The organism is Bacillus sp. DU-106, assembly GCF_004799705.1.
GTDB classification, from domain to species: Bacteria; Bacillota; Bacilli; order Bacillales; family Bacillaceae_G; genus Bacillus_A; species Bacillus_A cereus.
In genome coordinates, this window is sequence record NZ_CP026607.1 from 3,588,185 (window position 1) to 3,603,535 (window position 15,351).

Here is a 15,351-nt window from a genome sequence, read left to right on the forward strand (position 1 = left end):
TATTTCCTACAAATATTTGGGCGGAAAGGTTCACTTCATGAAGTTTATTCGTCTTTTAACCCTTTCCCCATACCTTTTAAGAAATGAAGCCCAAACCCGATAGCACGGTTAATATCTGGGTCTTTCAATACTTTCATAAGATCGAATACCCCTACTTTTTTATTACTTTCTAGATGTTCATTACCTTCTTCTAGCCCGACTAATAAACTACCTATAAGCTTTTTCGTAAGTTCTGGGTCAAGTTCAGTTAACGCACCTGCAGCGCCCATCATATTATTAATTAAATTTGTAACAGGCTCACGAGTTACTTGACCTAGAACAATTTTCGCAATTGGTTCTTTCGCTTTTAGCATTGAATTTGCAGCTTCTAGCATTCCAATGTCATTTAATTCCCCTACTATATTAAACATCTGATTTAGAGCTTCTTCATTATTAGTTAGAAGCTCTTTTAAATCATCTAACTTTTGCTGTTTTATTTCTTCCTCAGTTAATTCTTGTTTTTGAATCATTTTTATAGGTGCAGCCATAGTTTTCTCCTCCTACTTATCCGTTAAATGCACATATCCTGGACGTGCCCACTTACGATGTACCTCAATTCCAGCTTGAGGGTGACGTTTTTTATTGCGTGGGTTCGCTTTTGGCATCGGATTTTCGCCATCAACTTCTAATACTTCCATACGTACTTTTGTTTGTTTATACGCAGGTGTATTCGTACGTACATCCACAGCAGGACCTGTTAAGAAATTAATTGCCGTTTCGTTATCTGTAGAGTTCATCGGTAAATATAACTCATTCGCTTTTACACGATCTGTAACGAGTGCACGTAATTTTAATGCTCCAAAAGGAGAGACAAGACGAACTAACGAACCTGTTTTTACGCCACGTTCTTTTGCAAGGTCTGGAGAGATTTCAACGAAAACACCAGGTACTTTCGTTTGAATACCTATTGATTTATTTGTCATATTCCCTTCATGGAAATGCTCAAGCATACGACCGTTGTTAATGTGAAGGTCAAACTCAGCTGGAAATTCAGCTGGACGTACCCAGTCAGCAATCGCAAAACGAGCCTTTTTATCTGGGAAGTTAAATCCGTCTTGGAACAGAAGTGGTGTATTCGTTCCATCAAAACTTCCCCAATGGAAACTGTTCCATCCTTCAAGCACTTCATAGTTCGCTTGCGAGAACAATGGTGATAAACTTGCCATCTCAGCAAAGATTTCACTTGGGTGGCTATAATTCCAGTTTGCACCTAGTTTATTCGCAACTTCCTGGACGATCCACCAGTCTGGTTTCGCATCTCCTAGCGTAGGAAGAACTTGATATAATCTTTGGACACGGCGCTCTGTATTTGTGAAAGTACCTTCTTTCTCAAGAGATGGCGCTGCTGGTAATACAACATCTGCATATTGAGCAGTTTTAGAAAGGAAAACATCTTGCACAACGAAGAAATCAAGGCTCGATAACACTTCATGTACATGATTTGCATTAGAATCTACAAGAGCCATATCTTCTCCGACAAGATACATTGCTTTCATTTTTCCTTCGTCAATTGCGTGAAGCATTTCGATATTATTAAGACCTGGTTCACTATCAATTTTCACTCCGTAAGCAGTTTCAAATTTCGCACGTTCCATTTCGTTAGTAACGTGCTGATATCCTGGAAGCCATCCTGGTAAAGTACCCATATCACAAGCACCTTGTACGTTATTGTGGCCTCGAAGTGGGTATGCGCCTGCTCCTGGACGACGGTAGTTCCCTGTTGCAAGAAGTAAGTTTGAAATTGCAGCGGAAGTATCAGAACCACCTGTATTTTGCGTTACCCCCATACCCCAAAGGATACATGTACCATCTGCATCACGAATCATTCCAGCCATTTGAATAAGCGTTTCTTTTGAAATGCCTGTTACTTCTTCTGCATATTCAAGTGTATATTCCTCTAGGCTTTCTTTGAAATCTTCAAAGAAGTTTACATTCTCATTAATGAATTCCTGATCATGCCAACCTTGATCAATCATATATTTCGTAACAGCCATTAACCAAACTTGATCTGTTCCTTGTTTTGGACTAATAAAGACATCTGATCGCTCTGCCATTTCGGTTTTACGAAGATCAGCTACAATTAACTTTTGTCCGTGTAATTTATGTGCACGTTTAATACGTGTAGCTAGAACAGGATGACCTTCTGTCGGATTACATCCTACAATAATAACAAGACCAGATTGCGCAATATCTTTAATCGTTCCGGCATCACCGCCCATACCAATTGTACGGAACAAACCATCCGTTGCTGGTGATTGGCAATAACGTGAGCAGTTATCAATATTATTCGTTCCAAATACTTGTCGAGCTAATTTTTGAATTACATAATTGTCTTCATTTGTAATTTTAGAGGAAGAAATAAATCCGATAGAACCTTTACCGTACTCTTCTTTAATAGCGCCTAATTTATTTGCAACTACATTCAGTGCTTCTTCCCATGTAGATTCAACAAACGTTCCATTTTTACGAATTAAAGGTTTTGTTATTCGTTCTTTAGAATTTACGAAATCCCAACCAAATTTCCCTTTTACACAAGTGGAAATTGCGTTAACTGGTGCATCTGAAGATGGCTGTACTTTAAGAATTTTACGCCCCTTCGTCCACACTTCAAACGAACAACCTACACCACAAAATGTACATACTGTTTTCGTTTTCTTCGTACGAGTATCACGCATGGCCGCTTCCACTTCTGATACCGCAAAAATACCGCTATATCCAGGCTCAACTTCTTTAATTAAATCTACCATCGGTTCAAGAATATCTGGTTTTAATCCCGTCATAAATCCAGCTTCACCGAGCATCGTTTTCTCCATTAAAGCGTTACAAGGACAAATCGTTACACATTGACCACAGCTAACGCATGAAGAATCATTAATATTTACTCCTTCATCCCAAATAACTCGTGGGCGTTCCGCTTCCCAGTCTATCGATAACGTTTCATTTACTTGTAAGTTTTGACACACCTCAACGCATTGACCGCATGCAATACATTGATTAGGATCATAGCGATAAAACGGATGCGTCATATCAACTTCACTTACATCTACTTTCGGTTCATACGGATATTTTTGATGTTCAATTTCCATTAATTCTGCTGTATTATGCAGTTTACAGTTCCCATTGTTGTTGTCACATACTGTACAGTATAATAAATGATTTTCTAGTAACCGATCCATCGCCTCTGTTTGTGCTTCTTTTGCGCGAACAGAAGCACGTTCAATGTTCATACCTTCCGTTGCTATCGTCGAACAAGAACGCATTAACTTTCCGTCAACTTCTACAATACAAGTGTCACATGTTTGAATAGGATCTACTTCTGGCACGTAACAAATTTGCGGATGTTCAATCCCGTTCTCATTAATAACACCCAATATCGTTGAACCGGGCTCCGCTGTATACTTTTTTCCGTCAATTGTAATATGAACCATGTTGTTATTCATGGTCTTTCCCCCTTTTTGAGAATAAAAAAACTCCACCACGAAAATATACGCACCACATTTCGGCACGTTATTATCATGGTGGAGTAGTTTATTAGCACATCTTGCTAAAATACCAATCCATTTATTCATAAATAAAACGATAGAGTCATAACAGGTCATATCACGATTCCATCTTTAACACTATAATTATAGCGTTAAAGTTAAAAATATACAATATAAAATTTAAACTACGCATATGTCAGCTTGTAACTATCCATAATAACCCATATAAAGTGAAACTTTAATCAGTGGGGGGTTTTCTTCATCCCCCACTGATTATCAGCCCTCACCAATCGGGATAAAACATAACAAGGAGTAAGCGAACAAATGGGGTCTTTTAATAAATGGATTCGTGGTGAAAAATCTCTTTCTACCCAAGAGCAAGCTGATTACGCATTAAATAAATCTATCTCTTCTTCCCTTTCCCTTAATTTAAAGCACTTGTCCAAACTGTTTAGCGGTATTCCAGAATTAATAACACGCACTTTTCCATTAAAAAACGGACAGGAAGCTGCACTCATATATATGGAAGGACTTGTAGACAAAACTGTTATTAACGTAAACATTCTTCGTCCTCTCTTATTTAAAGATTGGAATGAAGACGATTTTTGGAAAGCCTCTGTTTCTATCGGAAATATTAAAAAAGTTCAACAGTGGACAGACATTGAACAATCTCTTTTACACGGCAAAAGTATTTTATTTATAAACGGACAACTATCCGCTTTAGAGCTCGATACGCAAGCGGCACCAAAAAGGAGTATTGAAGAACCTACAACAGAGAGCTCCATAAAAAGCTCACACGAAGGATTTAATGAAGTAGCGAGCGACAGCCTTGCACTTATTCGTCGATATATTCCAAATCGCGAACTGAAAGTGAAGGAATTCACTGTTGGTGAACGAGCTACTTCAAAGGTTTTTTTGCTTTATCTAGCAGATGTTGCGAACGAAAATGTCGTAAAAGAAATGGCATCCCGTATCGAGTCAGTAAAAGTTGATGCGATTCTTACTACTGGTGAATTAGAGGGGTTTGTTGAAGATAATTCATTTACTCTCTTTCCGCAATTATCAATAACTGAACGCCCCGACACAACAGCACATCATATTCTTGATGGGCGAATTGCCGTTGTTGTAGATCGCTCACCAGGCGTATTAATAGGACCTATGACCTTTTCATCCTTTTTTCAGACGATAGATGATTACAGCTTCAGACCTATGATTCCATCTTTTATACGACTCCTTCGTTTCACTGGGCTATTTATTGCAATATTTGCTCCTGCTCTTTATATTGCTATGATTTCCTTCCATTATGAAGTGATTCCGCTCAAATTGTTGTTAACGATTGGAGAATCTCGAGCCAAAATTCCTTTTCCTCCCATATTAGAAGCTTTATTAATGGAATTAGTTCTCGAAATGCTCCGAGAAGCAGCGATTCGGCTTCCTGGACCTGTTGGGCAAACAATCGGCGTCGTAGGAGGAATTGTAATTGGACAAGCTGCCGTTCAAGCTGGGATTGTTAGTAACGTTATGGTTATCGTCGTATCAATTACTGCGGTTGCCTCCTTCATTATTCCTAACTTAGAAATGTCAGCAGGAATTCGGCTTCTTCGATTCCCAATGATGATAGCCGCCTCTTTATTTGGCGTCATTGGAATTATGGTTGGGATGGCAATCATTATTATTCATATACTTTCTATGGAATCTCTCGGTGTTCCTTATGGTAGTCCTTTTTCTCCGTTATTTGCTTCGGATTTAAAAGATACCCTTGTACGTTTCCCATGGAAATTTATGAAGAAACGGCCACTATCTCTACAATTAAAACAAGATAACCGGCAAAGAGATGTTGAGGAAAAGGAGGATAATAAGTGACAAAACGTGCAAAGAGGGAGATTAGTTTATTTCAATACATTTTAACGATTAGTGGTGTTCAAGTAGGATTCGGTGTCCTTACACTTCCGCGTGAAGTTGCACAAGGGGCAAATACAGATGGCTGGATGTCTATTATTATTGGATGTGCTCTCACTACTTTAGTCAGTTTATGTATTGTGAAAATTATGGAAAAGCATCCTGGATATACTTTACTCGATGTGCTAACTCGTTATCTTGGGAAGTGGCTAGGAAGAGTAGGAATGATTTTTTGGATTTTATATGCTGTCCTTGCAGCTATTTCCTTAATTTTTTCCCTCTTATACGTTATTCACATTTGGATTTTACCTAGAACTCCAATGTTTTTAATTATGATTTTACTATCTATTCCAATGTTAATGCTAGCATGTAAAGGCGTTCTTATTATAAGTCGCTATGCTGTTTTCACTGTATTTTTCACACTATGGATGCCTTTTCTATTGTTTATTCCGCTTAAAGATGGGCATTGGATTTATCTTCTTCCTCTTCTTAAAGAAGGCTGGATACCAGTTTTAAACACAGTAAAATCAACTATCATTGCGTTTCTCGGATTTGAGTTTGCATTTGTCCTTTATCCTTATCTCAGTAATAAATCATCTGCAAAAAAAGGAATTGTTCTTGCGAATTTGATTACGCTATTTATTTATCTTCAAGTCACCTTTGTCTCTTTTGTTTATTTTAGTCCAGATGGTATAACAAAGTTTTTATGGCCGACTCTTTCTCTTGTTACACCGTTTCACTTCTCATTTCTTGAGCGATTTGAAATTATCTTTTTGTCATTTTATCTCTTTATTATTTTTGATTCCTGTATTCCTTATATTTTCACTGCTTCAGATGGAATTAATCAATTTCTTAACAAAAAAGGCAGTTCATTACCTATTTATGTTTTATTATTCGGGTGTATTTTCATCTTATTCTTTTATATCCCTTCTTCTTATCAGATAAGTGCGTTGCGGGAATTTTGGGGAACTGCTAGTTATTTTATCGTTTTTCTATTCCCAGTCGTATTTCTCTTATACATGACACTTTATCAGCATTGGAAAAGGAGAAGAGTTTAAATGAGGCGCTTTATTCATTTCACTATACTTTACTTTCTCATAACCTTTTTAACAGGCTGTGGAGATCGACTCGACTTAGAAAAACAATCGATTTCATTAATTTACGGCTTTGACGCAAAAGCAAAAGGAAAATTAATTGTGTACCACGTGAATCCTATTTTTAATGAAGACGTAGAAAAAAAGTACGAAACACATGAAGCGAAAGTACGTACACCTCGAGAAGCAAAAGCAACGTTTAATAGCTCAAGTGGCGGTTTAGTATCTACAGAAAAGTTACAGCTCATTTTATTTAGCACAAATTTTTTAAAACAAGAAGGGGCTATGCCTTACCTTGATGTTTGGTATCGTGATCCTAAAAACACTGGAAACATGCGCATGGTTGCAGTAGACGGTCCAATTTCTTCAGTTATATATAATAACTTTAAAGATAAGCCTGCCCTTCCCGAGTATTTAACAGATTTAATTAATACGAACAAACTGTACAATCGGACCGTTTTTACGACATTCCATGAATTTCACAGGCAAACGTTTAATAAAGGTATAACACCTGCTATTTCAGAAATAAAAAAAGGTAAAAAGGATGTTATCGTTACTGGTTCCGCGCTATTAACTTCTCGCGGAATTTATAAAATGTCATTAAATCGTTATGAAAGCGCCCTTCTTCTTTTGTTACAAAAGAAAGCGAATACACCGGTTTCGCTTACATTGAAAATCCCTTCTACTTCAGTTGAAAGTAATAGTGATTTAAAAGATACCGATGGCGGCGATTTCGTAACAATAAATGTTCTTAGCATGAATCGTGATATCCATACAGATTATAGCGATAACCACTTCAAATTTCATGTTAAAATGGATTTGAAAATTGCTGTCTCTGAACTTACATTCAATATGGATATAGACAAAGATAGAAAGAAATTAACTTCTCTTATTACAAAACAACTAAACAAAGATTTGAACGATTTAATCCACAACATTCAAAAACAGCAACTTGATCCATTCGGATTTGGTGATTATGCGAGAGCGTTTCAATATAAAGAATGGAAACAAGTCGAAGATGATTGGCCGAGTGCCTTTTCAAAAGCTAATGTGAAAGTGGCACCAACTATTAAAATTTTAGAAAATGGGATTATTAAATAGAAAAAACACGTTACTTGTTCTTATATGAATAAGTAGCGTGTTTTCATTTCCATTACCAGTATTATTTCAATGGACTATACTTTATTTCTATTTCTATTTCTATTTCTATTTCTAACATTACTATGTTTTTTAGCATATACAAAATATATGAAAACACCTATTATAATCCATGCCACAAAACTAATTAAAGTAAGCTTAGAAAGGTTCAAAGCTAAATATATACAACTTACTATCGAAACGATAGGTAAAAAAGGTACTAGAGGAGCACGGAATGGCCTCTTCATATTAGGATGTGTCTTTCTTAATACAATGACAGCTATAGATACAAACACAAATGCTGTTATCGTTCCCATATTCACTAAATTAGCTAATAAATTCAAATCCACTAATCCCGCTAATAAAGCTGCTAGTATACCTGTAACCCATGTATTAAAAAATGGAGTTTGTAAACGTTTATAGACACTTGAAAGTCTTTTTGGTAACAATCCATCTCGACTCATCGAGTAAGATACACGAACAAATGCAAACATAGCTACTAACAGAACTGTTGTTAGCCCTGCTATCGCTCCCACCGATAACAACCCAGCAATTCTATCTTCTCCTACAGTGCGCAACGCATATGCAACAGGATCAGCAACATTTAATTCCGTAAACGGAACCATTCCAGTTAACACGAATGAAACACCTACATATAGAACCGTACAAATGAACAAGGAAACAAGTAGCCCAATTGGCACGTTACGTTGTGGACGCTTCACTTCTTCTGCGGCTGTTGCAACTGCATCAAATCCTAAAAAAGCAAAAAATACAGTAGCAGCGCCTCCTACCACACCGTGAAAACCAAACGGTAGAAATGGTTGCCAATTCTCTGGTCTTACATATTGTGTCCCTACAACAATAAACCCTACAATAACAGCCAGTTTAATAATAACCATTATATTATTTATTCGTGCACTTTCTTTTGCACCACGGCTTAATAAAAATGTAACAACTAAAATAATAAGAACTGCTGGTAAATCAATGATTCCACCCTTCCCCATTCCTGGTGCCGAAGCAAAAATCGTAGGAATGTGAATATTAAAACCTAGTAGCAATGACTGAAAATATGCTGACCAGCCTGCTGCAACCGCAGAAGTCGCTAATAAATACTCCAGCATAACACACCAGCCAACTATAAATGCAAAAATCTCACCTAGTGTCATATATGTATATGAATATACACTTCCCGAAACTGGAACTGTAGATGCAAATTCAGCATAACAGAAAGCTACACATGCACATATAATTGCCGCTAATACAAAAGATAATACAATCGCCGGACCAGCATGTTTCGCTGCTACAATACCAGTTAATACGAAAATACCTGTACCAATAATTGCTCCAATCCCTAAAAGAGTTAGATCAATCGCTCCTAAAGTTTGATTCAATACTTTTTTCTTTTCTTCATCCATTGCTTTCTTTATGAAAAGACTCATTCTTTGAAACCTCTTTTTCAAGTTTATCTCTTACTTGTTACATTCTTTATTACTGTTCTATTTTAAAAATAAAAATATACATAGTTCACTTCCCCTATAGACTTAGTAACCCACCTCAAAAAAAACAGAAAAATCAATCTCTTTATGTCGTATTGAATTTTCAAAATATTAATCGTACCAAAAAACCATTAAGAATGCTGATTGAATTTATCATACAATTAATTATATTGTCAATAATAAATCAATCAAAAACAATCGGTTGATTATGTATCAAATGTTATTTTTATACATAATTATTTTCTCAAAAACATTGTTGTTTTCCACCTTAATATTCATACACATTTTATTACATTGATTTTCATACAATTTTCATTACATACAATGCAATAAAAATTAAAATAACCTCAAATGAATTATTATTTAAAAATAATAATTCATTTGAGGTTATTTTACCATTTTAATACTAACAAAAAAGTGCAGATTTTCATCTGCACTTTTTTTATTCTTCCGCTTCAGCTTCTGCACTACTATTTCCAAGATGCTCCTTCTGAGCTTCCTCTTGCAGCTCCGCTGAAATCATCCCATAATAAAGTTCCGGATATAACCCAAATATTTGATACACACTTCCTAAAAACGGCATCAGAATCCCTCTTTTCTAAAGTTGTATTGCCACTTTTAAGGATTCCCTTTTCATTCATTATACATTCGTTTTTGACGTTTCTTCTTCATCTTGAACACCTAATAAATTTTGCCATTTTTTATACGGAGCGCTATTTGGATCTACATATCCTTTCGCATGCGAGCGATCCCACAATTGTTTAATAAACATTTCTTTCTCTTTCTTTGCCACCATATCGGCACCTGTACCGTAATAGTTCTGGAAATACAACTCGATTTCATCAAGGAATAGTCTTAATAATTCATCTGATGTTTCTTCTAACGTCGGATCATACTTCGCCTCACGATCATACATTAAAATCATATCTAAAAGATTGTGGACATGTTCTTTTCTAAGCCATCTTACATCTTGGGCTCCTAATACGAACGGATGTGTATATAAATGTCCACCTTGTATCATCGCCTTTTCTTGCTCTTCTTCAAATCGTGACAAGATGTTTTCATAAATAAACGGATTATGAAGCAACGCTCTGTGTAATTTATAACTTTCGCTTGAAATATTTTTCCCCATTGACTGAATTAAAAAGCTACGTCCTACACCGTTATATTGATACACAAACTGTCCATCAACAGCAACTAAACTAATCCAGCGATACATATATGCGTATAGTAATGCACGATTACATTTATCATAATCTAATTTTGTTTGAGTCGCATTTAAATCTGGCATAAAGGCTGGTAAGTGCCAATACTTATCTAAATGCGGCGTTAAACTAGATTTTTTACTATTTAATTTGTTTACACGGCGATAATACGATTGGAAATAGTCACCTTTATCATTCATAAATCCATTTGAAATATGTCCTGATGATAATTTAGGAAAGTCTTGCAGCGATAAGCCGTAATGCGCTCGATAACAGATCACTTCAAATGGCGAAAAGGCTTCATGTACTGTATCTTTTTCTTTAAACATTTCTTGAATTAATTCCTCTTGCAACTCTTTCTTTAAAGAAGGATGTATACCCCAATATTGTAATTCCCTATGATGAGCAACTTTCGGAACGAATGGACTCGCTAAATGGAACAGGTCTTCAATTTTTTCACGAACGTATTCATCGCGATCACGTTTCTTATAATCTGCTTCTTTTCGCAACGCTTCAATAATATTCAGTTCTAATTTATCACGATAGCGTACTTGCAGTTCGTCATAACAATAGCTCAGTATATGTTCTCGGTAGAAATCCTCTACCTTTTTCGACTGAATCTCTTCTGTTTTCGCATCACGACAATATTCCCCGTACAAACTCATGTAAATTTCCGCTGATATATCTTTCGGTAGTACACCTAAATTTAAATGTTGCTGCATATCTTGCCATATCTTTTCTTGCAGCTGTTCCTCAGCTAATACATATACATTCGTCGGGTTTGTTTTCCCTTCAAACTCCTTACTGCGCTTTTGGATTTCAAACAGTAAATTTTCACGTGTTTCATGTAAATTATCAAAAAATCTTTCCCAATATTGAATCATTTTATTAACTGCTTGATATAGCGATTGATATACAAGTTCTAATAACATTTCTTTTCGATATTCATTTAATTTGTGTACATATTGCGTTACGATGTCTTCAAATTCTCTTTTGAATAAACGTTGCTGATTATTAATCATTTTTCCGAACCAGCCTTGTTGTTGAGCAATTTCTACTCGGCGTACAGCCGTTACCGTTCCATCAATATTACCCACATTAAATTTTTTATCGTAATTTTGAATTACATTACGCTTTTGTTCATTATTTTCATGTAGTCGATTCATTTTTTCTACTAACTGCTTTCGAATTTCATATAACATAAAACGCGCTGCTACTGGGTGAACGGGATCTGTTTTCTTTAAAAACCATGTATTTAATTGATAGGACTGCCCTTCAGAACCACTTGGTGAAAAGCGGTCTGATTCAATCATGTCATATAAAAGTGTCGTTACATGTTCATGTACCCGGCTCGGAATCGCATACGCATATAAACGCACCGCATGATCCACTCTTGCCACTTCACCCTTCATCTGTTCCATCATTTTCAGTTTCGTAGCTGAAATTTTACACTCATGTTGCAGACGATTTAATTCCTCATCTTTTTGCACCGTTCGTTGTACATAACTTTCTACAGCTTCTAAAAACAGTTTTGATTTCGCAACTCCGAGCTTACCACCCTCTGCTCCTTCACGTGTTTCATTGTACATTTGTCTATAGAAAATATGAGCTTGCTCTGGACGGGTAGCAAGATGCTCCAAGTCCTCTAAATAACTTTTACCTCTCTCCGGCTTTTCACGTTGCATCCCACGTTTTACATCTTGATCGTATCTTTGCTTCTTCTCTTGAAACAGTTGATCTAAATGAAGCCACGATTCATCTAAACCTTGCACGGCCCATTTTAAAGCACAATATTTTAACACATGTTCATATGGATAAATGAGTTTTGCCGTTCCTGCCCCGCAATATCGTCCTTTTCCGCTTGATTCTGCTAATTGCTGAATTTGATTGTCTTCCTGTGCAAAATGACTTGTGGACATCGGGCTAAATAACTGTAAATAAATTGTATTTGCCATCTGTTCCATATAGTCTGATAAATTGTGTAAATGGTGTCCATGTAGGTTTTCGTAATCGTATAAGAAGCAATAATTGTACGGTAAATGATATTGTTTAATTGTATGATTCGTTCTTCCGTCTTCATCTACTTGATCAGGGCGATACTCTAATTCAATTGTTACACCGCCGCGTTTTGATAATTCTCCAGTAGACCCGAGCGTAATAGCATGTAATTCTTTTAATGATGCATAGCCATTTGCTTGCACCGTTTCAAATTCTTTCGCGCTAACCGTTCTCGTCTTTACTAAAACATCCGGCATTAAAAACGCACCGCGTATTAAAATGTTATGATGCTGCAATTTCTTCCGAAGCATTTCACGTAAATATAAAGCAATTTGCAGAAACATCCCTGAACCTGTTCCGCCTGCTAGTGATGTTACTATAATGACACGCACACCATATTCCGTTTGATCACTTGTAACCGGAAAGATTTTCTCGATTTCTTGCCAAAAAGACGTCAATTTATCTTCTTTCATCGCAGCACGTAACGCTAAACGTGAAATGACGCGTAACTGTCCTGCTCCTTCTGTTAATGGTTTATCAAGTATAGTCGGATCCATCGGAAACCACTCTGGGATCGTTGGATCTCCCGCAATATACTCCCTAGGCGTTTTACTAGAACTTGTTTGTGTCTTAAACTTTCGAATATGATCGAATTTACTTAATGTATTCACATCTGTATCAAATACGTGCATTGCTACCTTTTTCCGGCGCTCTTCAGGCAGTTTTTCATATATTTGATGCGTCACAGTACTACCGATTCCACCTAAACCAATTAATATTGTTGGAACTTGTAATGTCATGTGAACCACCTTCCTATTCTTGCTTGTTGGAAAAAAGGGAAAGAGGATCAATACTCCATCCCCTTCTTATCCCTACCTACTATTCACATTCGTACTTGTAAATCTCTTTACCATATCCCCTATCAATTAGTAAAAGTTCATTTGGATATAGTGTCTTATGTTCCATTCCTACTTCATCCTCTGCTATAAACATTCCATCAATAATCATTCCAACTACTTGTGATTCTTTCGCTACAAAGACAGATTTCGAACCTTTCTTCGCTATAAACGTAACGGATTGCATGGTTTTTCTTTCTGCTCTAAATGGGATACCAAAATAATGGTTCCACCATTTATTCCGAAGTAATTCTGGTTCAGATTGATATAGCCAATCTTTCGCTACCTCTTGATCCCATTCATAATACAGTAGTGCTTTCCGGTGAAATCTTGGCCGAATAATCCATCCTAAAACAATGATTCCTACTACTAGCAGTAATAAAGTGATAGGAATGACAAACTTAAAAATAAGCGCATATTTTTCATAAAACGGAGCATCTTGAATATGGAATGTTATGTTTTTCTTTACTTCTTGTAACTTTGAATCCTGCATTACGATGGTAGCTTCTACGGTGCCGGTATCTGTAAAATTAAATGTGTCGGAGTAATAGGGACGAGGATAAACATAGATTTGATTTCCATGTTGCTTTATTTCATAATTGATTGATTGTTTAGATGTGACACCAGTAGATTTTAATAGTTTTTTTACAGCTTCTTCTGTCATTAACTTACCATCTAACTGTGGTTGTAAAACAAATGGTTTACTATTCTCTAAATTTGTCACTTTTTCTTCATAATCTTTTGTAACAGTTTGAAGTGATAATTTCGGTTTCTCAGCTGTTTCAATTTTAAATTCTTTCGTCTGTCTATAAAACCCCTTTATATTCATATGAACTTTCCCGCGTACTAACCCTTTACCAAGCTTCGTTTCGTAATAAAACACATGCCTTTTATCGTTCCACTTCATTGCATATTGTTTTCCATCTATTTCTACTTCTGCCTGAAAGTAAGAAGACTGAACTGGCAACTCCGTAGGCTTTGCTTCAATAACAGCAGTAACACCTTCGTACATTTTCTCTACATTTTTTTGACTACTATCATCTTTGTCATAAGTAGAAACCGTATAATTAAGCGCTGGTTCAACTAATACTTGTAGTCCTTCTTTCTCAATGTCCTGATCCACTTCTATCGTATAAGTTCCTGGTTTAATAACTTCCTCATTTTCCGTACTTATATGAACTATATTTCCGAACAATTTTGCTTCTCCTGGTGCATGTATGGAAAAAGAAGATTGTAATTGTAATGGTTTAGAAATTTGTGTGACCTGATAATCGGGCAGAGAAGGCGATTGTCGTACAAGCGTCATACGCTTTAACGGAAATGGTGTTGTAATCTCTACTCTTTTCCCCACTACTTTCGTTTTTACAATCGATTCAACAGAGGAGAATGGATCACGATTTGCAACTAATGCTGCCACTTGATTTACACTTTTTACAATGCCATCTTCTCCGCTTGACGGCATCGTAACACCATTTATCTCTTTCTTCCATATTTCCTTGAACGTATTTAGTTGTTCTTTTTCTTGTTGTCCTAAATCTTCTTCCATCGTAATTAAGACTGGATGTAACGATATCTTTTTTGCATCCATTTCTTTCTTAAACTGGGCTAATTTCTGCAAAATTTGTTCTTTTCCGCCAACCTTATCTTTCTCTAAATCATTAAATGCCCCGTCAGTTAATACAATAAGCCAAAATTCACGTTTTCCATCTATATCTGCTTCCTTTTTTATAGATTGCATCGCCGTTTCTACCGCGCTAAATGGAGTATTTAAATACGTTTTCCACGCTCCAATTCCCTCAATTTCTGTTTGCCTTTTATCCTTCGTTAACGAAATGTTTAATGGATCATTCGGCTTACTCATTGGAACGTAAGAAAATTTATCTTTTTCATCCAATAGCGCAACTAAACTTTGCAAAGCATAATTGGCATATTTCCAGCGATCGTTATTTCTCATGCTGCCCGAATCGTCATATACAAGTGAAACGACCCTTTCCTTTGCCTCCTCTCCTTTTGCAAAAGCTGATAAAGGTAAACATATAAATAGAAACAACATGAACGTGGCACAAATTCGGATTTTCATGATGAGGCTTCGCCACCTTTGTAGA

Annotated in this window: 9 protein-coding genes; 3 read left to right on the forward strand and 6 right to left on the reverse strand. The window is 36.3% G+C overall.

Annotated elements, in window-relative coordinates; all coding sequences use genetic code 11:
• Positions 1-44: 44 nt before the first annotated feature.
• Positions 45-527 (reverse strand): helical membrane plugin domain-containing protein, encoded by a 483-nt coding sequence (locus tag C3Y97_RS18110; protein WP_000729897.1) that lies wholly within the window; start codon positions 525-527, stop codon positions 45-47.
• Positions 528-539: 12 nt separating this feature from the next.
• Positions 540-3,479, reverse strand: coding sequence for a formate dehydrogenase subunit alpha (gene fdhF, locus C3Y97_RS18115; protein WP_136363594.1), 2,940 nt, complete (start codon positions 3,477-3,479; stop codon positions 540-542).
• A gap of 366 nt (positions 3,480-3,845) precedes the next feature.
• Here fdhF and C3Y97_RS18120 point away from each other — a divergent pair, with 366 nt between their 5' ends.
• From C3Y97_RS18120 to gerSC, 3 genes are read left to right on the forward strand one after another with little or no spacing between them, the layout of a single operon-like run.
• Positions 3,846-5,384 (forward strand): spore germination protein, encoded by a 1,539-nt coding sequence (locus C3Y97_RS18120; RefSeq protein ID WP_000534523.1) that lies wholly within the window; start codon positions 3,846-3,848, stop codon positions 5,382-5,384.
• Entirely contained in the window at positions 5,381-6,478 is a 1,098-nt protein-coding gene (locus C3Y97_RS18125; RefSeq protein WP_000166517.1) for an endospore germination permease, read from the forward strand. Before C3Y97_RS18120 ends, C3Y97_RS18125 begins: the two co-directional genes overlap by 4 nt.
• Positions 6,479-7,615, forward strand: coding sequence for a spore germination protein GerSC (gene gerSC, locus C3Y97_RS18130; protein ID WP_001252213.1), 1,137 nt, complete (start codon positions 6,479-6,481; stop codon positions 7,613-7,615). It abuts the gene before it with no gap.
• A gap of 74 nt (positions 7,616-7,689) precedes the next feature.
• Here gerSC and C3Y97_RS18135 read toward each other — a convergent pair whose 3' ends face one another.
• The 4 genes from C3Y97_RS18135 to C3Y97_RS18150 form a co-directional block, all read right to left on the reverse strand.
• Positions 7,690-9,090 (reverse strand): amino acid permease, encoded by a 1,401-nt coding sequence (locus tag C3Y97_RS18135; protein WP_136363595.1) that lies wholly within the window; start codon positions 9,088-9,090, stop codon positions 7,690-7,692.
• A 499-nt stretch (positions 9,091-9,589) separates the two neighbouring features.
• Positions 9,590-9,730: a hypothetical protein gene (locus tag C3Y97_RS18140; protein ID WP_001116195.1), complete on the reverse strand. Its 141-nt coding sequence runs from the start codon at positions 9,728-9,730 to the stop codon at positions 9,590-9,592.
• Positions 9,731-9,787: 57 nt separating this feature from the next.
• On the reverse strand, positions 9,788-13,150 hold the full coding sequence (locus C3Y97_RS18145; RefSeq protein ID WP_000175127.1) for a tubulin-like doman-containing protein: 3,363 nt from the start codon (positions 13,148-13,150) through the stop codon (positions 9,788-9,790).
• A 79-nt stretch (positions 13,151-13,229) separates the two neighbouring features.
• Positions 13,230-15,326, reverse strand: coding sequence for a vWA domain-containing protein (locus C3Y97_RS18150; RefSeq protein ID WP_000702060.1), 2,097 nt, complete (start codon positions 15,324-15,326; stop codon positions 13,230-13,232).
• Positions 15,327-15,351: the final 25 nt, after the last annotated feature.

Excerpts from the sequence above, each read along its gene's own strand:
- C3Y97_RS18145 (WP_000175127.1), bottom strand. The coding sequence starts at position 13,150 with ATGACATTACAAGTTCCAACAATATTAATTGGTTTAGGTGGAATCGGT.
- C3Y97_RS18140 (WP_001116195.1), bottom strand. The coding sequence starts at position 9,730 with ATGCCGTTTTTAGGAAGTGTGTATCAAATATTTGGGTTATATCCGGAA.
- gerSC (WP_001252213.1), top strand. The coding sequence starts at position 6,479 with ATGAGGCGCTTTATTCATTTCACTATACTTTACTTTCTCATAACCTTT.
- C3Y97_RS18120 (WP_000534523.1), top strand. The coding sequence starts at position 3,846 with ATGGGGTCTTTTAATAAATGGATTCGTGGTGAAAAATCTCTTTCTACC.
- C3Y97_RS18110 (WP_000729897.1), bottom strand. The coding sequence starts at position 527 with ATGGCTGCACCTATAAAAATGATTCAAAAACAAGAATTAACTGAGGAA.
- fdhF (WP_136363594.1), bottom strand. The coding sequence starts at position 3,479 with ATGAATAACAACATGGTTCATATTACAATTGACGGAAAAAAGTATACA.
- C3Y97_RS18135 (WP_136363595.1), bottom strand. The coding sequence starts at position 9,090 with ATGAGTCTTTTCATAAAGAAAGCAATGGATGAAGAAAAGAAAAAAGTA.
- C3Y97_RS18150 (WP_000702060.1), bottom strand. The coding sequence starts at position 15,326 with ATGAAAATCCGAATTTGTGCCACGTTCATGTTGTTTCTATTTATATGT.